Raw genomic sequence first — 19,610 nt, forward strand, 5'->3', positions numbered from 1 at the left:
CCAAGAAGAGCCTCGCGCGCAGGCCCTAGTCCGCGAACTCGTCGACCACCACCTGCCGCAGCCACTGATTGGCGGGTTCGCGGTGGTTGCGGGCATGCCAGAACACGTTGATGACCGATTCCGGGATCTTCACCGGACAGGGCGCGGTGGCCAGGCCAAAGGGCTCGCAGGCGCAGTCGGCGAAGCGCCTCGGCACCACCGCAATCATGTCGGTGGCCTGCAGCACCGGCCCCACCGCCATGAAGTGCGGCACCGTCAGCCGCAGCCGGCGGTGGATTCCTGCCTGCCCGATCACCTCGTCCACCACGCCGTGGCCGGTGCCTTCCGACACAATGGCCACGTGCTCGGCCGCGCGGAACTGCCGGACCGACACGCCCGACCGCGCCAGCGGATGGTCCTGGCGGAAGATGCAGACATAGGGCTGGCGGAATAGCAGGCGCTGGAAAAAACCGCTTTTCAGCCCGGGCAGAAAGCCCATGGCCAGATCCATCCGGCCGCGTTCCATCTCGTCCCTGACATCGATCGAGGTGGTGCGCACCGTGCGGATGGTGACGCCGGGCGCGGCCGCATCCAACGCCTGCATCAGCCGCGGCAGAAAGTAGGTCTCGCCCACGTCGTTCACGCCGATCACGAAGGCGCGCTCACTGCGCGCGGGGTCGAACGACGCGCGCGCATTCAAGGTGCCGTGGAGCGCGCCCAGCGCGTCGGCGATGGGCTGGGCCAGGCTTTCGGCGTAGGGCGTGGGCACCATGCCCCGCGAGGTGCGCAGGAACAGTTCATCGCCCAGCAGCTTGCGCAGCCGGCTCAGCGCATTGCTGACGCCCGGCTGCGAGATGCCCAGGCTCTGCGCCGCCACCGACACCCGCCGATGCTTTTGCAGTTCATTGAAGACGACCAGCAGATTCAGGTCCACGTCTTTCAGGTTCATGCGCTTGTCTCCACCAATATTGATTTTGGTGATTCATGTCATCAAGCAGATTCTATTTATTTATTTCATTACCTGCCCGATGATGCGACAAACGCCAGCGCCCATGTCGCGCATGGCTCTGCCCGGCCGCCACGCGGCCAGATGGAAACAGGAGACAAACCATGCGCGCCTGTACGCATTGCACCGCCACGCCCTGTCCGGGGGGCCGTCCATGAACGCCCCCGAACATCCCATCCATATCGTCCCGCCCTGGCAGGGCGACGGTTCCCACCGCATCCCCTTCGGCGTCTATACCGATGCGGCGCTGCACCAGCGCGAACTGGAGCGCTTTTTCTACCAGGCCCATTGGAGCTATGTGGGCCTTGAGGCCGAGATCCCCAAGCCGGGCGACTTCAAGCGCACTGCGGTCGGGGAACGCTCCGTCATCCTGCTGCGCGACAACGACGGCCAGGTGCGCGTGGTGGAAAACGTATGCGCCCACCGCGGCGTGCAGTTCTGCCGCGAACGCGCCGGCAACCGCAGCGAATTCGTCTGCCCTTACCACCAGTGGAACTACGACCTGCAGGGCAACCTGATCGGCGTGCCCTTCCGGCGCGGCGTGAAGCAGGACGGCAAGGTCAACGGCGGCATGCCGCCCGACTTCAAGCCGGAGGAGCACGGCCTGACCAAGCTGGCGGTGGCCTGCCGCAACGGCGTGGTGTTCGCGTCGTTCGACCACGGCGTGGAGCCGCTGGAAGACTATCTGGGGCCGGACATCCTGCATTACTTCGACCGCGTCTTCGACGGCCGCGAACTGGTGATCCACGGCTACAGCCGGCAGCGCATCCCGGGCAACTGGAAGCTGATGCAGGAGAACATCAAGGACCCCTATCATCCGGGCCTGCTGCACACCTGGTTCGTGACCTTCGGGCTGTGGCGGGCGGACAACCGGTCCGAACTGAAAATGGACCGCCACTTCCGCCACGCCGCCATGATCTCGACGCGCGGCCAGGGCGGCAAAAGCACCGTCACCAGCGGCGTGTCCAGCTTCAAGGAGCAGATGTCGCTGAACGACGACCGCTTTCTGGACATCGTGCAGGAACCCTGGTGGAACGGCCCCACCGCGGTGCTGATGACGCTGTTTCCCAGCGTCATCATCCAGCAGCAGGTGAACTCGTTGTCCACCCGCCATATCCAGCCAGTGGGGCACGACGCCTTCGACTTTGTCTGGACCCATTTCGGCTTTTCCGACGACAGCCCCGAGATGACGCGGCGCCGTCTGCGCCAGGCCAATCTGTTCGGTCCGGCGGGCTTTGTCTCCGCCGACGACGGCGAGGTCATCGAATTCTCGCAAGCGGGATTTGAACAAAAGCCGTGGCATCGCAGCGTGGCGGAGCTGGGCGGCAAGACCGCCGAGAACACCGATCACATGGTCACGGAAACGCTGATACGCGGCATGTACGCGTACTGGCGCCAAGTCATGGAGGCCTGACGATGCTGGACTTTCCGCGCTATTACCAACTGACCTGTCTGTACGCCGACTATGCCGCCGCGCTGGACGCCGGGGAATGGGAAAAATGGCCCGATTTCTTCGTGGAAGACTGCGTCTACAAGGTGCTGCCGCGCGAAAACCACGAGCGCGGCTATCCGCTGGCGACCATGGCATTCGAAAGCCGCGGCATGCTGAAGGACCGCATCTACGGCGCCACCGAAACGATCTTCCATGACCCCTACTACCAGCGCCACGTGGTGGGCGCGCCGCGCGTGCTATCCGCAAGGGACGACCGTATCGAATCCGAAGCCAGCTACGCCGTGTTCCGCACCAAGCCCAGCCAGCTGACCACCGTGTTCAACGTGGGCCGCTACCTGGACGTCATACGCCAGACGCCGGACGGCCTGAAGTTCGAGTCCCGGTTATGCGTCTTCGACAGCGAGCTGATCCCGAATTCGCTGATCTACCCCATCTGAGCAGGAGGCAAGACAATGAGTGTGCAATGGATCAAGGCCATCGAGCGGGCCGGCGTGCCGGAAGAGGACGTCATCGCCGTGCAGGCGGGCGGCAGGGAAATCGCGCTGTACGGAGTGGAAGGCGAGGTCTATGCCACCGACATCCTCTGTACGCACGGCAACGCCAGGCTATGCGACGGATTCCTGACGGGCCATGAGATCGAATGCCCGCTGCACCAGGGCCGCTTCGACGTGCGCGACGGCCGCGCGCTCTGTTCCCCCTTGCGGGAGAACATCGCCACCTACCCCGTCAGGATCGAGGACGGCATGGTGTTCGTGGCGCTGTGAGCCGCCTGGGCGAACGTCAGACCGCCAGACGCAGCGCCTCGTTGGCAGCCGCCATGCCCATGGCGGCCGTCACGGTCACGACCGACCCGTAGCCGGCGCAGGACAGGCCCTGGGGCGCCAGGTTCTGGCCCGCCGCGCCCATGTCGTCCTCGCCCTCGGTGGGACGGGTCCAGGCGTCGGGCAGTATGGCGGGCTGGTCGAACCACAAGGCATGGATGCCCATCTTGGGCACACGCTTGAGCGCTTTGCCGTTCTTGTCGGACGCCCGCGGAAAACCATGTTCGCGCCGCAGCTTGTTGCGCAGCTTGGACAGCAGCGCATCGTTGACCGCGGCGGACAGGTCGCCCGCGCGCAAGGCCAGGGGATCCGTCTTGCCCCCCGCGCCACCGCACAACAGCATGGGCACGCCCAGCGTGCGCGCATGCAGGATCATGGCAATCTTGGCCGCGGCCTGGTCGGTGCAATCAATGATGACGGTGTACGGCCCCGGAAGCACTTGCGCGACGTTCTCCGGCGAAACGAAATCATCCACCCGCGTCAGCCGGCATTCCGGATTGATCGCCAGCACCCGCTGCGCCATCGCATCGACCTTGGACTGCCCCAGGGTCGACGTCAGCGCGTGGATCTGCCGGTTGACGTTGGATTCGGCAATATGGTCCAGGTCGATCAGGGTCAACGCCCCCACCCCGCAGCGCGCCAGCGCCTCGACGGTCCAGGACCCGACGCCGCCCAGTCCGGCCACCGCGACATGGGCGTTACGCAGGCGAGAAGGAGCCTCCGGGCCATACAGGCGGGAGAGCGCGCCGAAACGGCGGTCCATGTCGGCGGATTCGGGAAGATGTTCAGGGGAGTTCATGGCGAGTATTTTATGGCAGGCGGTGTTTACGGGACTGGTCATGCTTCCCGAGACGCATGGCATGGCAGCGCCCTGGGGCAGCGCGCGGCCGACCCAGCAGCACAACACACCGCACTACCACCCACACGCGAAGCGTCACCCGCCCGACGCAAGACACCGCGTAAGCCCCCAAAGGCCGCCCGCGCGGCCGGCCGGGGGCGGGCCCCGCAAGACCCTCCACCACACAACATCGTTTGCAAGGACCTCAAGAACCCCGCCCGCCCCAGCGCCCGCGAAGATTCAACCACCCGAGCCTGGCGCGTCGGGGGCCTGGGGCGCGCGGGGCGTCGATAAGCCCGAGGGAATCTGAAGGAAGCGCCGCAGGCGCTGACGAAGATGACGAAGGGGCAGTCCGGAGCGAAGGCTCCGGACCGCAATCGCAGCCCCGCGCGCCCCAGGCCCCCGACTCGCCAGGCGTCTCAAGAACCAACCCCTTCCACAACATCATCCCCCCCCAACGCCCGATAAACCGTCACCTGATTCACCAGCCGATCCAACATATTCTCATCCCTGGCAATCTCCGCCGTCCTCCGCTTCTCCTGCGCATCCAGCCAGTCCTTCAACGACACCGCCCCCGCCCGGTACCGGACCTCGTACAGTCTCTCCGCCTCTCGCGCTGCCCGCAAGGACAGCTCCAGCTGCTCGGCCCGCAGCGTCAACTGCGTCCGGTTCGACAACGCGTTCTCCACATCCGCCATCGCCTGATACAGCGACTGCCTGAAATTGACGACGCGTTCCTCGTAGTCCGCCTTGGAGATCTTGATGTTCAGCTGCATCTCGTTCCACTGCAGGAACGGCAGCGTCAACCCCGCCCCCAGCGCGGCCACCGGGTTTTGCAGCATGTTGGACAGCGTCGGACTGGAACTTCCCAAAGCGCCCGTCAGCGTCAGCGGCGGATAGAAGCTGGCCCGGGTGGCGTCAACCGTGGCCAGCGACTCGCGCAGACGGAGTTCGGCGGCTCGCAGGTCCGGCCGGCGGCCCAGCAGTTCGGCCGGCACGCCCGCGCGCGCTTCGGGCAGCGGATAGGACGGCAGGCGCGCCGGGTCGGCCATGCTGCGGTCCGGTGGACCGTCGAACAGGATGGTCAGCGCATTCGTGAACTCCACGCGCTGCTGCACCAGCAGCACATGCGCGGCCTGCTGGCTGGCAACGGTCTGCTCGGCCTCGGCCAGTTCCAGCGCGGAGGCCCCGCCCGCCGCGTATTGCGCGCGCACCAGATCCTGCGTCCGGCGCGCGTAGGCGATGCTCTCCTCGCTGCTGGCGATGCGCTGGTTGATAAAGGCCGTCTGCCAATACAGCGTGGCGGTCGTTCCCACCAGGGACAACGCGGCGCTCTGGCGGTCCTGCTCGGTCGCCAGCGCCTCCCATTGCGCCGCATCGCGCTGGCGCGACAGCTTGCCCCACAGGTCGACCTCATAGCTCACGGTCAGCTCGGCGGTGTTATTGCGCGTGATGGCCCGGTCGCCGTACAGATTGCGGTTCCGCGTGACGTTGGCGTCCCCGCCCAGTTGCGGGATGAGCTTGTCTTCGGACAGGCCCGCCTGGTATTGGGCGCGGCGCACGCGGATCGCCGCCGCGGCCAGGTCGTTATTGCGCGCCAGCGCGGCGTCCACCAGACCGTCGAGCACCGGATCGTTGAAATTGCGCCACCAGGCGCCGCCGTCGGCCAGGGAAGCCTGCGCACCCGCCGCAGGCGCGTAGGTCCAGGCCGCGGGCGTGCTGGTCAGCGGAGGCTCGTAGTCGCTGCGCAGCAGGCTGCCGCAGCCGCCCAGCGCCAGCAAAAGAACCAGGGTGGCGGGTTTGCAGATCAGGGATACTGCTTTCATCGTCCTCATTCCCGGGCCAGCGCCTCGACGGGATCCAGGCGCGCCGCGTTGCGCGCCGGCAAATAGCCAAAAATCACACCGATCAGGGTCGAGCACGTGAATGCCGCCACCATCGATGCCGTGGAATAGATCATCTGGAACGAACCGCCGGTGGCCTTGGACACCAGCACGCCCAGCGCCAGCGACAGCAGGATGCCCACCGCCCCGCCGATCAGGCACACCAGCACCGCCTCGATCAGGAACTGCTGCATGATGTCGCTGCGGCGCGCGCCCACCGCCATGCGCACGCCGATCTCGCGGGTGCGCTCGGTGACCGACACCAGCATGATGTTCATGACCCCGATGCCGCCCACCATCAGGGAAATCAGCGCGATCAACGACACCAGCAGGGTCATCGTGGCGGTGGTGCGCTCAATGGTCTTGCGGATCGCATCGGTGTTGAACACGAAGAAATCCTTCACCACGTGCCGGCGCGTCAGCACGCGCACGATGGCCTGCTCGGCGGCGGCGGGCGGCGTCGCGTCGTTGACGCGCACCGTGATGCTCTTTAAGTGCTGCTGGCCCAGCACGCGCGACAGCGCCGTCGTGTACGGGATCCACACGTTCAGGGCATCGTTGTTGCCGAAGACGGTGTCCTTCTTCTCGGTCACGCCGATCACGCGGGCCGGCATGGCCCCCAGGAACACCACCTGCCCGATGGCTTCGGTGTGCGTCCCGAACAGGGCGCGCCGCGTGCTCTCGTCGATCACCACCTCCTGCGCGCGGCGCGCCACGCTGGTTTCGTCGAAGAACTTACCCTGCGCCAGCTTGATCGCGCGCACCCGGAAGTACTGCTCGCCCACGCCCTGGATCGAACCGTTCACGGACACGTTGCGAAAGCGCAGCGTGTTGCTGGTGGCGACTTCCGGCGTGACGCTGTCCACATAGGATTCGCGCGCCAGCGCATCGGCGTCGGCCGCCACCAGCGTGCGGATATTGATTGCCTTCTCGTCGCCAAAGTCCTTGCCGGGAAAGACCTCGACGGTATTGGTGCCGATCTCGCTGATGTCCTCCAGGATCTTGCGCCGCGAACCTTCGCCTAGCGCCACCACCGACACCACCGCCGCAATGCCGATGATGATGCCCAGCATGGTCAGCGACGTGCGCAGCCGATGGGCGTTCATTGCCAGCAGCGCCATGCGCAGGGCTTCGCCGCAACGGTCCAGGTAGGCCTGCCACGCCGGACGCTGGGCCAGCGCCGGTGCTTCGTCCCTGGCGGTCTCGCGGCGGGGTGCGTCCGGATTGCGCTTGTCGGCGACGATCTCGCCGTCGCTGATCTCGATGATGCGCTGGGCATGGCGCGCCACGTTCATATCGTGGGTCACGATGATGATGGTGTGGCCCGCTGCGTTCAGCTCTTCCAGGATGCGCAGCACCTCCTGGCCGGTGTGCGTGTCCAGCGCCCCGGTGGGTTCGTCGGCCAGGATGATGTCGCCGCCGTTCATCAGCGCTCGCGCGATGCTCACGCGCTGCTGCTGGCCGCCTGAAAGCTGGCCGGGCCGATGCTCGGACCGGTCGCCCAGCCCCAGCCGCCGCAGCAATTCCGCGGCGCGCTGCAGGCGCTCCTCGCGGCGCTTGCCGGCATAGACGGCCGGCACTTCCACGTTGCCCTGCGCGCTCAGGTCCGACAGCAGGTGGTAGCGCTGGAAGATGAAGCCGAAGTGTTCCCGGCGCAGCTCGGCCAGTTCGTCCGGATCCAGCGCGCCGGTGCTGCGGCCGCTGACCTTGTAGTCGCCGCGGGTCGGACGGTCCAGGCAGCCCAGGATGTTCATCAGCGTGGATTTGCCCGATCCGGACGCGCCCACGATGGCCACCATTTCGCCGGCCTCGATGGTGAGGTTGATGTCCTTCAGGACTGCGATGGTCTGATCGCCCGCGGGAAACTCGCGGCGCACCCCGGCCAGGGAAATAAGCGGCCCGCTCATGTCAGGCTCCCGGCGCGGCGATCGCCGGCGCGGAATCCGCCGACACCACGCGTTCGCCCACCTCCAGCCCTTCCAGCACCTGCGCCTGCACGTTGTTGTTCATGCCGATCCGGACCTGGCGCAACTCGGTCTTGTTGTCCTTCTGGACCACGCGCACCGCATAGCGCCCGTCTTCGCCGCGCTTGCCCAGGGCCGAGGCCGGCACCACCACCGCGTTCTTGGCGTCGCCCAGCACGATGAAGACCTGCGCGGTCATGGAGATGCGCAGCTTCTCGTCGGGATTGGGCACGTCGAACAGGCCGTTGTAGTAGACGGCGGCGCTGGTAGAGGTGCCGCTGGAAGACGTCAGCGACGAGGTGGCGTCGTCTTTCTGGATGGAGTCGGGCGCCGGCTCCACCGCGCGCAGCTTGGCGTGGTAGCGCTGGTCCGGTTCGCCCAGGATGGTGAAGTAGACCGGCAGGCCCGTCGTGACCCGGGTCACGTCGGCCTCGGAAATCTGCGCCTTGATGGTCATGGTGTCCACCTGGGCCACCTTGATGATGGTGGGCGCGCTCTGGATCGAGTTGACCGTCTGTCCTTCCTTCGTGACCACGGCCACCACCATGCCGTCGATGGGCGAGACAATGCGTGTATAGCCGAGGTTGACGCGCGCGGTATCGACCTGGATCTCGGCCTGGGCGATCTGCGCATCCAGCGAGGCGATCTCCGCGCGGGTCACGCCCAGCGTGGCCTCGGCGGTTTCGTAGGCTTCGCGCGAGCTGGCGTCCGCCGCCAGCATCTGGCGCTGCCGGCGGAAGGCGAGTTCGGCCTGCTTCAGCATGGCGACCTTGGCGGCCCTCTCGGCGCGCCGCGTCTGCAGCGCCGCCTCGGCATTGCGCAGGTCGTTCTGCTGGGTCAGGTCGTCGATCTCGGCCACCAGCTGCCCTTTCTTGACCCGGTCGCCCAGCGCCACCTTCAGGGACTTCAATTGGCCGGTTGCCTGGGCGCCGACGCTGACACGCTCGATCGCGTCGATGGTGCCGCTGGCCAGCACGCTGTCTTCAAGATCGGCGCGGATGACCTCGGCCACGGCGAAGGTGGGCGGCGGTGGCGCGGAGAAGAAAGCGGCTCGGACGCCAAAAACAACAACCATGAGAAGCGCGGCTATCAGGGCGTAGCGTTTGAATTTGCTGCGGGACTTTTTCATTGAACCTGATCGGATTGGACTGAAAGAATGGCAGCCCGGTGCCTGCACATCCTAAACGGCGCCCTGGCCGAAACGTTGGCCTATCTGCGCCAAAAAAGTGAAAAACGGTAAAGCAGAACACCGGGCCAGCGATTGTTCCGTTGCGTGAACGATACAACGCCTGCGGCGCACAAGCGGAACCCTTTTACCGCGCCTGCCGCGAACGTGCTGTCATCTTGCCCCGTAAGCACGCGACTTAACCGCTAGATGGCGCCTATCTTGTCACAGTGACTAGATACTGATTGCGGCGGCGCAAAATATCGTCGTCTCGACATAGACCGACGTTGCGACCAGAATGAATGCAGTTAAGCCGTGTCTACCTCCAACAGATCCCCCTCCTCGCCTTCCAGTTCCCCGGAATTTTCCGGGGCGGTGCTTTTGTGCCTGCTGGCAATGATGAATCACGTGGCGCTGACAGGGGGACGGATCACCGTCTCGCTGACGGCGCTGCAGATGGGGCTGTCGACCTTCAAGGTAGGCACGCTGGTCGCCGTGTTCGCGGTGCTGCCCATGCTGTTCTCGGTGCGCGCCGGACGCTGGGTCGACCGCGTCGGCATCGTGCGTCCCCTGGTCATCGGGACGACTTTGGTCGCGATCGGCACCGCATTGCCCTTTATCTTCCAGACACAGACCGCGCTGCTGGTGGCGTCCTGCTGCATCGGCATCGGGTTCATGCTGCACCAGGTTGCCACCCAGGATCTGCTGGGGCACGCGGAACCGGCGCAGCGCCTGCGCAACTTCTCGTTCATGTCGCTGGCCCTGGCGGGCTCGGGTTTCTCCGGCCCCCTTATCGCCGGGCTGGCGATCGACCACCTGGGCACCCGCACGGCCTTCGGCCTGCTGGCCCTGGGCCCGCTCCTGTCGGGAATCGGCCTGTATACCTTGCGTCACCAATTGAAGGCGGTAGATTCGCAGCTGACCGGGGCGCGGGAAGCCCAGCGCCGTCGTGTCACCGAATTGCTGGCGGTACCGGCGCTGCGACGCATCCTGATGGTGAACACCATCCTGTCCGGCGCCTGGGACACCCACCTGTTCGTGGTGCCGATCTTCGGCGTGGCTATCGGCCTGTCCGCCACCACCATCGGCGTGATACTTGCTTCCTTCGCGGGGGCAACATTCGTCATCCGCCTGGTTCTGCCCCTGATCCAGCGGCGGGTCCGTTCCTGGACGCTGGTGCGCGTGGCCATGGCCACTGCCGCGGTCGATTTCATGTTTTATCCGCTGTTCACGGACGTTACCGTCCTGATCGTGCTGTCTTTCATTCTTGGACTCGCCTTGGGGTGCTGCCAGCCCAGCATGCTGGCCCTGCTCCACCAGCATTCGCCGCCGGGCCGGGCCGCCGAGGCCGTGGGGCTGCGGATGGCGCTGATCAACGGATCGCAGGTATCGCTGCCGTTGACCTTCGGCGCGCTGGGTGCGGTAATTGGCGTTGCCCCGCTATTCTGGGCCTACTCCCTGGCACTGATGGCCGGGGGCTGGGCCAATCGCAACCCGCCGCTCGAGCCTGACCGGAAAACGCAGTCGTGAACATGCCGTCCCCCCCAACCGCCTTGGACATCCCTGGCGCCACCTTGCCCTTTCGCCTCTGGACCCCGGAAGAACGGCAGGCTTCGCTGGACGACGCCCTGCGCCACTGGCCGGCGGGCGAGGATGTATGGGTGTACGGCTACGGCTCGCTGATCTGGCGGCCCGATTTCGACTTCATGGAACGCAGGCTGGCCACCCTGCGCGGCCACCACCGGGCGCTGTGCCTGTGGTCGCGGGTCAACCGCGGCACGCCGGAATGCCCTGGCCTGGTATTCGGGCTGGATCGTGGCGGCTCCTGCCGGGGCGTGGTCTACCGGCTGGCGGGCGAGCAGGTTCCCCATTACTTCCCCGCGCTCTGGGAGCGCGAGATGTCCACCGGCGCCTATCTTCCCCGCTGGATCAACTGCACGACCGACACCGGCACCGTCCGGGCGCTGGTCTTCATCATGAACCGCAGCAATCCCGCCTATATCCGCGCCCTGCCCGAAGCAGAGCTGCTGGCGATCGTGCGCCGCGCCGCCGGGCGCTACGGGCCCTGCACCGACTACGTGGTGCAAACCGCCCAGGCCTTGCGCGCCGCCGGCATCCATGACGCCCGCCTGGACGCCATCGCCCGCCGGCTCGAACTGGACGGCCGCCCCCTGCCTGAAGGCGCCTGAAAGGCCCGTGCCCGGCCAGGGACGGCGAACTTGCCCGCGGCCTGCGCGGGGTCAATGGGGGAACGGGCCCCCAAGCGGTATAAACTCCTTGTTATCAACGCTGAATCCCACGCCCCATGTCCGTCTCAGATTTGCGTCAAAGCTACGAAAAGAACGTGCTGCTGGAAAACCAGGCAGCTGCGTCCCCGTTTGAGCAATTCACCCGCTGGTTCGACGAGGCCCTGGCCTCCAAGGTGCCCGAACCCAATGCCATGACCCTGGCCACGGTGGATGCCGACGGCCAGCCCAGCGCCCGCATCGTCCTGATCAAGGGCTTTGACGAGCAGGGCTTCACGTTCTTCACGAACTACGAATCCCGCAAGGGCCTGGACCTGCAAGCCGAACCGCGAGCCTGCCTGCTGTTCTTCTGGCAGCCGCTGGAACGCCAGGTCCGCATCGAAGGCGTGGTGGAAAAAGTGGCCGCCGAAGAGTCGGACGCCTACTACCACAGCCGTCCCGCCGGTTCGCGCATCGGCGCCTGGGCTTCGCGCCAGAGCCGGCCCATCACCCGCGAAGAGCTGGAAGCCCGCGAACAGGAATTCCGCGAGCGCTTCGGCGAACAGCCGCCGCGCCCGCCACACTGGGGCGGTTACCGCCTGAAGCCCACCGCCTTTGAATTCTGGCAAGGCAGGCCGTCGCGCCTGCATGACCGCCTGCGCTATGTCGCGGACGGCCAGGCCTGGAAGATCGAACGCCTGTCGCCCTGATGCGAGGCGCCCCTGACGCGGGCGCCTTGCACGCCCGTCCGAATTATCGATTGCATGCCCGCCTCCTCCCCTGATTTTGACGCCGCATTTTTCCGCACCGCGCTGGGCCGCTACGCCACGGGCGTAACGGTCGTGACGACCGCCGGCCTCGATGGCGCCCCCATCGGCCTGACGGTCAGTTCCTTCAACTCGGTATCGCTGAACCCGCCGCTGGTGCTGTGGAGCCTGTCGCTGGGCTCGTCGTCGCTGGCCGCGTTCCAGCACTGCGAACGCTACGTCGTCAATGTGCTGAGCGCGGAACAGATCGCGCTGGCGCGCCGCTTTGCCACGGGCAAGACGCCGGACCGCTATGCCGGGCTGACCGTGCATCACGCGCCGGGCGGCACGCCCATGCTGGACGGCCACTGCGCCGCCTGGTTCGAATGCCGCAACCGCAGCCGCTACGTAGAGGGAGATCACGTCATCATGGTGGGAGAAGTGGAACGTTGCGGCCATAGTGGCGAACCGCCACTGGTCTTTCATGCGGGCGGGTTCGATCTGACGCCGGCCGGCGCGCGGTCCGAAAGGAACACACAATGAGCGCCGACGTCGATTGCGTCGTCATCGGCGCTGGCGTGGTCGGCCTGGCGATCGCCCGGGCGCTGGCCCAGTCCGGCCGCGAGGTGCTGGTGGCGGAAGCCACCGAGGCCATCGGCACCGGCACCAGCTCGCGCAATTCCGAAGTCATACACGCCGGCATCTACTACCCGGCGGGCAGCCTCAAGGCCCGCCTCTGCGTGCGCGGCAAGCACCTGCTTTATGCGTATTGCGCCGAACGGGGCGTGCCGCACAAGCGCCTGGGCAAGCTCATCGTGGCCACCAGCCCGGAACAGGCCGCGCAACTGGAGAGCATCGCGCAACGGGCCCGCGCCAACGGCGTGGACGACCTGCAATACATCTCGGGCGAAGAGGCCATGCGCCTGGAACCCGCGCTGCAATGCACCGCCGCGCTGGTGTCGCCATCGACCGGCATCGTGGACAGCCACGCGCTGATGCTGTCCTTCCAGGGCGACGCCGAGAACGCGGGCGCCCAATGTGTGTTCCACACGCCGCTCGTGTCCGGCCGGGTCCGGCCCGAGGGCGGCTTCGAACTGCAATTCGGCGGCGACGAGGCCATGAGCCTCACCTGCAACGTGCTGATCAACTCCGCCGGCCTGCAGGCGCCGGCGCTGGCCCGCCGCATCGACGGCGTCCCGGCGGCCAGCATCCCCACCGATTACCTGTGCAAGGGCAGCTACTTCACGCTGGCCGGCCGCGCACCGTTTTCGCGCCTGATCTATCCCGTGCCGCAGCACGCCGGCCTGGGCGTGCACCTGACGCTGGACATGGGCGGACAGGCCAAGTTCGGCCCCGACACCGAATGGGTCGGCACCGAGGACTACACCCTGGATCCGGCCCGCGCCGATGTGTTCTACGCGGCGGTCCGCAGCTATTGGCCGGCCCTGCCCGACAACGCGCTGGCCCCCGGCTACACGGGCATCCGGCCGAAGATTTCGGGGCCGCACGAACCCGCCGCCGACTTCGTCATCGCCGGCCCGGCCACGCATGGCGTGCCCGGGCTGGTGAACCTGTTCGGCATAGAATCGCCCGGGCTGACCTCCAGCCTGGCCCTGGCGGAAGAGACGCTGGCGCGCCTGTCCGCTTGATTCCGCCCATCCTATTTCTTATTTCAGCCTCACCCCCGCCATGCAGCACAACGACTACATCCTGACCCTGTCCTGCCCCGACCGCACGGGCATCGTCTACCGCGTGAGCGGCCTGTTGTTCGAATTGGGTTGCAACATCCTGGATTCGCAGCAATTCGGCGACGAGGAGACAGGCCGCTTCTTCCTGCGTGTGCACTTCGACCTGCCCGTCAGCGTGCAGCCCGACGACCTGCGCGCCCGCCTGGACACCATGTCCACCGATTACGGCATGGAGCTCAAGCTGCACGATGCCCGCCGCAAGGAACGCCTGCTGATCATGGTCAGCAAGCAGGGCCATTGCCTGAACGATCTGCTGTTCCGCGTGCACAGCGGGCATCTGCACGCGGAAGTGGCCGCGATCGTATCCAACCACAACGACTATGCCGGCCTGGCGGCGTCCTACGGCATTCCGTTCCACCACCTGCCTGTCACGGCCGAGACCAAGCTGGAGCAGGAGCAGCAGGTGCTGGACATCGTCGACAGGGAAGGCATCGACCTGGTGGTGCTGGCCCGCTATATGCAGATCCTGTCGGCCGGCATGTGCCGCGCGCTGACCGGTCGCGCGATCAATATCCACCACAGCTTCCTGCCTAGCTTCAAGGGCGCGCGCCCCTATCACCAGGCGCATGCGCGCGGCGTGAAGATCATCGGCGCCACCGCCCACTACGTGACATCGGACCTGGACGAAGGCCCCATCATCGATCAGGACATCGAACGCGTCGACCACACGATGACCGCCCAGGACCTGACCCAGGTCGGCAGCGACACCGAATCCCTGGTGCTGTCGCGCGCGGTGCGCAGCCACGTCGAGCACCGCATCCTGCTGAACCGCAACAAGACCGTCGTATTCCGCTGATCCTCAGACCGAGGCAGGGGGCTCGTCGGACGACGGGTCCGGTGGAGGAAACTGCCGGGCCACCAGGGCCACGGCTTTTTCCTGCAGCGGCGAACGCGCCGTCGCTGGCCAGATCGCCTGGCTGACCGACCGGGCCTCGTGCTCGAACGCGATGAAGCGCGTTCCCGCCAGCCCGCTGCGCGACAGGCAGGCCGGCACGATGGACACTCCCAGCCCCTGCGACACCAGCGATGCCACGCTCAGCCAGTGGCGCACTTCGTGCCGGATGACCGGCATGAAACCCGCCGACACACACATGGACAGCACGGTTTCGTAATAGCTGGGCGAGGCCGCGCGGGCGAAGAACACGAAGTCGTCCGCCGCCAGTTCCGCCAGGCGCAGCGTCCGCCGGCTGGCCAGCGGATGCGCTTCTGGCAGGCACACCACGAAGGGCTCCGCCATCAGGTCACGCGCCTGGACCTCGTCCGGCACCGGGTTGGCGTGGATAAAGCCCAGATCCTGCTCGCCACGCCGCACCGCCTCGATCTGGTCATGCGAGTTCAGTTCCGTCAGCACATGCTCCACGTCCGGCAGTTCCGCCCGCATGGCGTTCAGCAGCGCGGGCAGGCCCCGGTAAAGCATGGATCCCACAAAGCCGATCCGCAGCCGGCCGCGCAGGCCCGCGTCCACCCGCTGCACCAGCGTGCGCACCTCTTCCGCCTGGCGCAGCAGGATGAGGGCCTCGCGATACAGCACCTGTCCGGCATCGGTCAGCTCCACATGCCGGCTGGTACGGGCCAGGAGGCGCGCCCCCACGTTTTCCTCCAGTTGCCGGATGGCGTAGCTGAGCGGCGGCTGTGAAATATGCAGGCGCGCCGCCGCCCTGCTGAAATGGCGCTCCTCCGCCACGGCGATGAAATAGCGCAACAGGCGCGGGTCCAGGTCCATTCGTCGCTCCTTGCGCGATCTATATTTTTTTTGGATTGTTCTACACAAAAACAGTATTTGTATAGATTAATCCAGCCAAGCAACATCGGGGCATCTTTCCCGTTCGACCAGGATGCCGCCATGGATACCCCCGTCATGACCGTTGCCCCCACCGCCACCGCCGTCCCGGACTCCCGCGGGCTGAACCTGTTCAACGCGGACCCGTATGCGGCGGCGCTCAGCCAGCGCTACCTTCCCCCCGCGCTCCACACCCATCTGCTGCCCCACCTGGAGCGGCTGGGCGGACTGGCCGGCGGTGTCATGGACGAGCTGGCCTCCACCGCGGACAAGCATCCTCCCACGCTGTCGGTGCGCAGCCGCGCCGGCACCGACGAATCGCGCATCGACAAACACCCGGCCTATGTAGAGCTCGAGCGCCTGGCGTACAGCGAATTCGGCCTGGCCGCGCTGTCCCATCGCGGCGGCGTGCTGGGCTGGCCCGATCCCATGCCGGCCGCCGCCAAGTACGCCCTCAGCCATCTGTTCGTGCAGGCCGAGTTCGGCCTGTGCTGCCCGGTCAGCATGACGGACTCGCTGGCGCGCACCTTGCGCAAGTTCGGCGATCCCGCGCTGGTCGAGCGCGTGCTGCCGCAAGTCACTTCCCAGGATTTCGATACGCTGCGCCAGGGCGCCATGTTCATGACGGAACAGGGCGCGGGTTCGGACGTCAGCGCCACCGAGGTCACGGCCGAAGCGCAGGAAGACGGCACCTGGCGCATCCATGGCGACAAGTGGTTCTGCTCCAACCCGGACGCGGGCTACGCCATGGTGCTGGCGCGCAGCGAGCCGCAGGCCGGCCTGAAGGGCGTGTCGCTCTTCCTCCTGCCGCGCGACCTGGCCGACGGCACGCACAACCACTACCGCATCCTGCGCCTGAAGGACAAGCTGGGCACGCGCTCCATGGCCAGCGGCGAGATCCGCCTGGAAGGCGCGGTGGCCTGGCTGGTGGGCGAGCGCGGTCGCGGCTTCAAGCACATGGCCGACATGATCAACAACTCGCGCCTGTCCAACGGCATGCGCGCCGCCGGCCTGATGCGCCGGGCCGTCACCGAGGCCGTGTACGTGTCCCAGCACCGGCGCGCCTTCGGCAAGCGCCTGATCGACATGCCGCTGATGCAGCGCCAGCTGGTCAAGATGACGGTCTGGGCCGAACAGGCGCGCAGCGTCATGTTCCAGACGGCACGCGCGCTGGCCGACGCCGACCAGGGCGCGGCCGACCCCGCCCTGGCCCGCATCCTGACGCCGCTGATCAAGTTCCGCGCCTGCCGCGATGCGCGCAAGGTAACCGGCGACGCCATGGAAGTGCGCGGCGGCTGCGGCTATATCGAGGAATGGACCGAGCCCCGCCTGGTGCGCGACGCGCACCTGGGCTCCATCTGGGAGGGCACCAGCAACATCGTCGCCCTGGACGTGCTGCGCGCCATCAAGAAGGAAAATTCCCTGCCCGCATTGCGCAGCCATATCGACCGGCTGCTGGCCGACGGCGCGCCCTGCCCGCCCCAGCTGGCCGATGCGCAAGCGCGCGCTCTGGAGCAGACCTATGCGCTGGCCGAGCATGCCGCGCAGGGCGACTACGCCGAACTGGCACGCCAGGCCGCGTCGCTGCTCTATCACGCCGTGTCCATGGCCGCGCTGCGCTGGGAAGCCACCGGTACGGGCCTGGAAAGCCGCGCGCGGCTGGCCGACCAGGTGCTGCTGCACCGCCTGGCGCCGCGCGATCCCTACGCCATTCCGCCCGATGAAAGCGCGGCCTGCCAGGCCATCCTGCAGTACGCGCTGTAAACCGACGCCGGCGGCACAGCCGGCGCGCCCACCACTGGAGACAAGCATGAAACGCTACTTCGCCCCCCTGCTGCTGGCGGCCGCCGCCGTCGCGGCTCCCGCGCTCGCCGCGGACGCCTACCCGTCCTCGCGCCCCGTCACGCTGATCGTGCCCTTCCCGCCCGGCGGCCCCACCGACGCCCTGGCGCGCCGCCTGGCCGAAAAACTCAGAGAGCCGCTGAAGCAGAACGTCATCGTCGAGAACCGCAGCGGCGCCGGCGGCAACATCGGTTCCGAATACGTCGCCAACGCCAAAGCCGACGGCTACACCATCCTGTTCGGCACCTCGGGGCCGCTGGCCATCAATGTCAGCCTGTACAAGAAGCAGGGCTACAACCCCGAGACCAGCTTCGCGCCCATCATCCGCATCGGCCATCTGCCCAACATCCTGGTGGTGAACCCTTCGGTGCCCGCCAACAACGTGCAGGAGCTGATCTCCTACGCAAGAAAGAATCCGGACAAGCTGAGCTACGCATCGTCGGGCAATGGCGCGTCGTCGCACCTGGCCGGCATCCTGTTCAACCGCATGGCCGACACCAAGATCATGCATATCCCCTACAAGGGCACGGGCCCGGCGCTCAACGACCTGCTGGGCGGCCAGGTGTCGATGTCGTTCACCGACATCCTGACCGCGCTGCCCTACATCAAGGCCGGCAAGTTGCGCGCCATCGGCCTGGCCAGCGCCCAGCGTTCCGACGCGCTGCCGGACCTGCCCACCTTGTCCGAGCAGGGACTGGCGGGCTATGACGTCAGCGTCTTCTTCGGCATCGTCGCGCCCAAGGGCACGCCCGCCGACGTGGTGGCCACCCTGAACCAGGCATTCAAGACCGCGCTGTCCGACCCCGCCATCGAACAGACCTTGCGCATGCAGGGCATCGTCGAGGCAGAGGACAAGACGCCGCAGGGACTGTCCGCGTTCATCACCACGGAAGTTCCCAAGTGGCGCGAGCTCATCAAGAGCGCCAACGTTTCCATTGATTGAAGTAGAGCGCACATGACCCCAACCCTACCCAACGCAGGCGCCCTCGCGGGCTGCAAGGTGATCGACCTGTCCCGCGTGCTGGGCGGTCCCTATTGCACCCAGATCCTGGCGGACCACGGCGCCGATGTGCTGAAGATCGAGCCTCCCGGCGGCGACGAGACACGCGGATGGGGGCCGCCGTTCCTGGGTGACACCGCGTCCTACTTCATCGGCGTGAACCGCAACAAGGAAGGCATGACGCTGGACCTGTCGCAAGCCGCGGGCCAGGAGTTGCTGCGGCATATGCTGGCCGATGCCGATGTGCTGGTCGAGAACTTCAAGCCTGGCACGCTTGAGAAGTGGGGCCTGGGCTACGACGCCTTGAGCCAGGCGTTCCCCGCGCTGATCCATTGCCGCGTCAGCGGCTTCGGCTCGGACGGCCCGCTGGGCGGCCTCCCTGGCTATGACGCCTGCGCGCAGGCCATGTGCGGCCTGATGAGCGTGAATGGCGATGCGGACGGCGAAGCCACTCGCGTCGGCCTGCCGGTGGTGGACATGGTGACGGGCCTGAACGCGGCCGTGGCCATCCTGCTGGCGCTCAATGAACGCACCCGCAGCGGGCTGGGGCAATTCCTGGACATCACGCTGTACGACTGCGCCTTGTCGCTGCTGCACCCGCACGCGCCCAACTACTTCTACAGCGGCAAGGTGCCGCAGCGCAGCGGCAACGCACATCCGAACATCGCGCCCTACGAGACGCTGCCCACCGCCAGCGGGCCTATCTTCCTGGCCGTGGGCAACAACCGCCAGTTCGCGATGCTGGCTCAAGTGCTCGATGCGCCCGGGCTGGCCGAGGATCCGCGCTATGCCGCCAATGCCGACCGCCTGCGGAACCGCCAGGCGCTGCGCGACGAACTCTCGGCGCTGCTGGCCAGCCAGGACGCAGCCGCCCTGGCCGACCGGTTGCTGCGCGCGGGCGTGCCCGCCGCTGCCGTGCAGACGGTGGACCAGGCGCTGGCGCATCCGCACACCCGGCATCGCGGCATGGTGCTGGAACAGGGCGACTACAAGGGCGTGGGTTCGCCGATCAAACTGTCGCGCACGCCGGCCGCGCTACGCAAATTGCCGCCCGCGCTGGCCGGGTCCGGCGGTCAGGACTGACAGGCAGGCGCACTTCCAGCCCGGCTCATGCCGGGCTTTTTTTGGGACCTTTCCACAAATTCCAACAACTTAGACAA

Annotated in this window: 18 protein-coding genes; 12 read left to right on the top strand and 6 right to left on the bottom strand. The window is 66.8% G+C overall.

What is annotated here, in order from left to right:
* Positions 1-25: 25 nt before the first annotated feature.
* Entirely contained in the window at positions 26-928 is a 903-nt protein-coding gene (locus tag HLG70_RS17180; RefSeq protein ID WP_171661779.1) for a LysR family transcriptional regulator, read from the bottom strand.
* A gap of 211 nt (positions 929-1,139) precedes the next feature.
* Between HLG70_RS17180 and HLG70_RS17185 the strand changes: the two genes are divergently transcribed.
* Genes HLG70_RS17185 through HLG70_RS17195 form a run of 3 tightly spaced genes read left to right on the top strand, consistent with a single transcriptional unit; the run spans position 1,140 to position 3,202 of the window.
* Positions 1,140-2,399 carry an aromatic ring-hydroxylating dioxygenase subunit alpha gene (locus tag HLG70_RS17185; protein WP_171661778.1) on the top strand — a complete coding sequence of 420 codons (1,260 nt, stop codon included), beginning with the start codon at positions 1,140-1,142 and terminating at the stop codon, positions 2,397-2,399.
* A gap of 2 nt (positions 2,400-2,401) precedes the next feature.
* The gene (locus HLG70_RS17190; RefSeq protein WP_171661777.1) at positions 2,402-2,875 is read left to right on the top strand and encodes an aromatic-ring-hydroxylating dioxygenase subunit beta; all 474 of its coding nucleotides are present in this window, start codon (positions 2,402-2,404) and stop codon (positions 2,873-2,875) included.
* A 15-nt stretch (positions 2,876-2,890) separates the two neighbouring features.
* Positions 2,891-3,202, top strand: a complete 312-nt coding sequence (locus tag HLG70_RS17195; protein ID WP_171661776.1) for a non-heme iron oxygenase ferredoxin subunit — start codon at positions 2,891-2,893, stop codon at positions 3,200-3,202.
* A 16-nt stretch (positions 3,203-3,218) separates the two neighbouring features.
* Here HLG70_RS17195 and HLG70_RS17200 read toward each other — a convergent pair whose 3' ends face one another.
* The 4 genes from HLG70_RS17200 to HLG70_RS17215 form a co-directional block, all read right to left on the bottom strand.
* Complete coding sequence (locus HLG70_RS17200; RefSeq protein ID WP_171661775.1) at positions 3,219-4,058, bottom strand: tRNA threonylcarbamoyladenosine dehydratase; 840 nt, start codon at positions 4,056-4,058, stop codon at positions 3,219-3,221.
* A gap of 458 nt (positions 4,059-4,516) precedes the next feature.
* The gene (locus tag HLG70_RS17205) at positions 4,517-5,923 is read right to left on the bottom strand and encodes an efflux transporter outer membrane subunit (RefSeq protein WP_171661774.1); all 1,407 of its coding nucleotides are present in this window, start codon (positions 5,921-5,923) and stop codon (positions 4,517-4,519) included.
* A gap of 5 nt (positions 5,924-5,928) precedes the next feature.
* On the bottom strand, positions 5,929-7,887 hold the full coding sequence (locus HLG70_RS17210; RefSeq protein ID WP_171661773.1) for a MacB family efflux pump subunit: 1,959 nt from the start codon (positions 7,885-7,887) through the stop codon (positions 5,929-5,931).
* A 1-nt stretch (position 7,888) separates the two neighbouring features.
* Entirely contained in the window at positions 7,889-9,073 is a 1,185-nt protein-coding gene (locus HLG70_RS17215) for an efflux RND transporter periplasmic adaptor subunit (protein WP_171661772.1), read from the bottom strand.
* A gap of 351 nt (positions 9,074-9,424) precedes the next feature.
* On the opposite strand from HLG70_RS17215, the gene HLG70_RS17220 reads away from it, so the two are divergent.
* The 6 genes from HLG70_RS17220 to purU all read left to right on the top strand — a co-directional run bounded on the left by HLG70_RS17220 (position 9,425) and on the right by purU (position 14,624).
* Positions 9,425-10,639: an MFS transporter gene (locus HLG70_RS17220; RefSeq protein WP_171661771.1), complete on the top strand. Its 1,215-nt coding sequence runs from the start codon at positions 9,425-9,427 to the stop codon at positions 10,637-10,639.
* Positions 10,636-11,298: a gamma-glutamylcyclotransferase gene (locus HLG70_RS17225; RefSeq protein WP_171661770.1), complete on the top strand. Its 663-nt coding sequence runs from the start codon at positions 10,636-10,638 to the stop codon at positions 11,296-11,298. The genes HLG70_RS17220 and HLG70_RS17225 overlap by 4 nt, the downstream gene beginning before the upstream one ends.
* A gap of 116 nt (positions 11,299-11,414) precedes the next feature.
* Positions 11,415-12,044, top strand: coding sequence for a pyridoxamine 5'-phosphate oxidase (pdxH, locus tag HLG70_RS17230; protein ID WP_171661769.1), 630 nt, complete (start codon positions 11,415-11,417; stop codon positions 12,042-12,044).
* Between the two features lie 54 nt (positions 12,045-12,098).
* A complete protein-coding gene (locus tag HLG70_RS17235; RefSeq protein WP_171661768.1) occupies positions 12,099-12,623 on the top strand; it encodes a flavin reductase family protein in 525 nt (174 codons plus the stop codon).
* Positions 12,620-13,729 carry an NAD(P)/FAD-dependent oxidoreductase gene (locus HLG70_RS17240; RefSeq protein WP_171661767.1) on the top strand — a complete coding sequence of 370 codons (1,110 nt, stop codon included), beginning with the start codon at positions 12,620-12,622 and terminating at the stop codon, positions 13,727-13,729. Before HLG70_RS17235 ends, HLG70_RS17240 begins: the two co-directional genes overlap by 4 nt.
* Positions 13,730-13,769: 40 nt before the next feature.
* Entirely contained in the window at positions 13,770-14,624 is an 855-nt protein-coding gene (gene purU / locus HLG70_RS17245) for a formyltetrahydrofolate deformylase (protein ID WP_171661766.1), read from the top strand.
* 3 nt (positions 14,625-14,627) lie between these two features.
* Here purU and HLG70_RS17250 read toward each other — a convergent pair whose 3' ends face one another.
* Positions 14,628-15,551 (bottom strand): LysR family transcriptional regulator, encoded by a 924-nt coding sequence (locus HLG70_RS17250; RefSeq protein ID WP_171661765.1) that lies wholly within the window; start codon positions 15,549-15,551, stop codon positions 14,628-14,630.
* A gap of 120 nt (positions 15,552-15,671) precedes the next feature.
* Between HLG70_RS17250 and HLG70_RS17255 the strand changes: the two genes are divergently transcribed.
* Genes HLG70_RS17255 through HLG70_RS17265 form a run of 3 tightly spaced genes read left to right on the top strand, consistent with a single transcriptional unit; the run spans position 15,672 to position 19,533 of the window.
* Positions 15,672-17,372 carry an acyl-CoA dehydrogenase family protein gene (locus tag HLG70_RS17255; protein WP_171661764.1) on the top strand — a complete coding sequence of 567 codons (1,701 nt, stop codon included), beginning with the start codon at positions 15,672-15,674 and terminating at the stop codon, positions 17,370-17,372.
* 46 nt (positions 17,373-17,418) lie between these two features.
* On the top strand, positions 17,419-18,393 hold the full coding sequence (locus HLG70_RS17260) for a Bug family tripartite tricarboxylate transporter substrate binding protein (protein ID WP_171661763.1): 975 nt from the start codon (positions 17,419-17,421) through the stop codon (positions 18,391-18,393).
* A 12-nt stretch (positions 18,394-18,405) separates the two neighbouring features.
* Positions 18,406-19,533: a CaiB/BaiF CoA transferase family protein gene (locus HLG70_RS17265; protein WP_171661762.1), complete on the top strand. Its 1,128-nt coding sequence runs from the start codon at positions 18,406-18,408 to the stop codon at positions 19,531-19,533.
* Positions 19,534-19,610 lie beyond the last annotated feature (77 nt).

This window comes from Achromobacter deleyi (assembly GCF_013116765.2).
GTDB lineage: Bacteria > Pseudomonadota > Gammaproteobacteria > Burkholderiales > Burkholderiaceae_B > Achromobacter > Achromobacter deleyi_A.

Coding starts and splice junctions, on each gene's coding strand:
- HLG70_RS17255 (WP_171661764.1), top strand. CDS start 15,672: ATGGATACCCCCGTCATGACCGTTGCCCCCACCGCCACCGCCGTCCCG.
- purU (WP_171661766.1), top strand. CDS start 13,770: ATGCAGCACAACGACTACATCCTGACCCTGTCCTGCCCCGACCGCACG.
- HLG70_RS17200 (WP_171661775.1), bottom strand. CDS start 4,058: ATGAACTCCCCTGAACATCTTCCCGAATCCGCCGACATGGACCGCCGT.
- pdxH (WP_171661769.1), top strand. CDS start 11,415: ATGTCCGTCTCAGATTTGCGTCAAAGCTACGAAAAGAACGTGCTGCTG.
- HLG70_RS17215 (WP_171661772.1), bottom strand. CDS start 9,073: ATGAAAAAGTCCCGCAGCAAATTCAAACGCTACGCCCTGATAGCCGCG.
- HLG70_RS17240 (WP_171661767.1), top strand. CDS start 12,620: ATGAGCGCCGACGTCGATTGCGTCGTCATCGGCGCTGGCGTGGTCGGC.
- HLG70_RS17260 (WP_171661763.1), top strand. CDS start 17,419: ATGAAACGCTACTTCGCCCCCCTGCTGCTGGCGGCCGCCGCCGTCGCG.
- HLG70_RS17180 (WP_171661779.1), bottom strand. CDS start 928: ATGAACCTGAAAGACGTGGACCTGAATCTGCTGGTCGTCTTCAATGAA.
- HLG70_RS17265 (WP_171661762.1), top strand. CDS start 18,406: ATGACCCCAACCCTACCCAACGCAGGCGCCCTCGCGGGCTGCAAGGTG.
- HLG70_RS17195 (WP_171661776.1), top strand. CDS start 2,891: ATGAGTGTGCAATGGATCAAGGCCATCGAGCGGGCCGGCGTGCCGGAA.
- HLG70_RS17185 (WP_171661778.1), top strand. CDS start 1,140: ATGAACGCCCCCGAACATCCCATCCATATCGTCCCGCCCTGGCAGGGC.
- HLG70_RS17250 (WP_171661765.1), bottom strand. CDS start 15,551: ATGGACCTGGACCCGCGCCTGTTGCGCTATTTCATCGCCGTGGCGGAG.
- HLG70_RS17190 (WP_171661777.1), top strand. CDS start 2,402: ATGCTGGACTTTCCGCGCTATTACCAACTGACCTGTCTGTACGCCGAC.
- HLG70_RS17205 (WP_171661774.1), bottom strand. CDS start 5,923: ATGAAAGCAGTATCCCTGATCTGCAAACCCGCCACCCTGGTTCTTTTG.
- HLG70_RS17235 (WP_171661768.1), top strand. CDS start 12,099: ATGCCCGCCTCCTCCCCTGATTTTGACGCCGCATTTTTCCGCACCGCG.
- HLG70_RS17210 (WP_171661773.1), bottom strand. CDS start 7,887: ATGAGCGGGCCGCTTATTTCCCTGGCCGGGGTGCGCCGCGAGTTTCCC.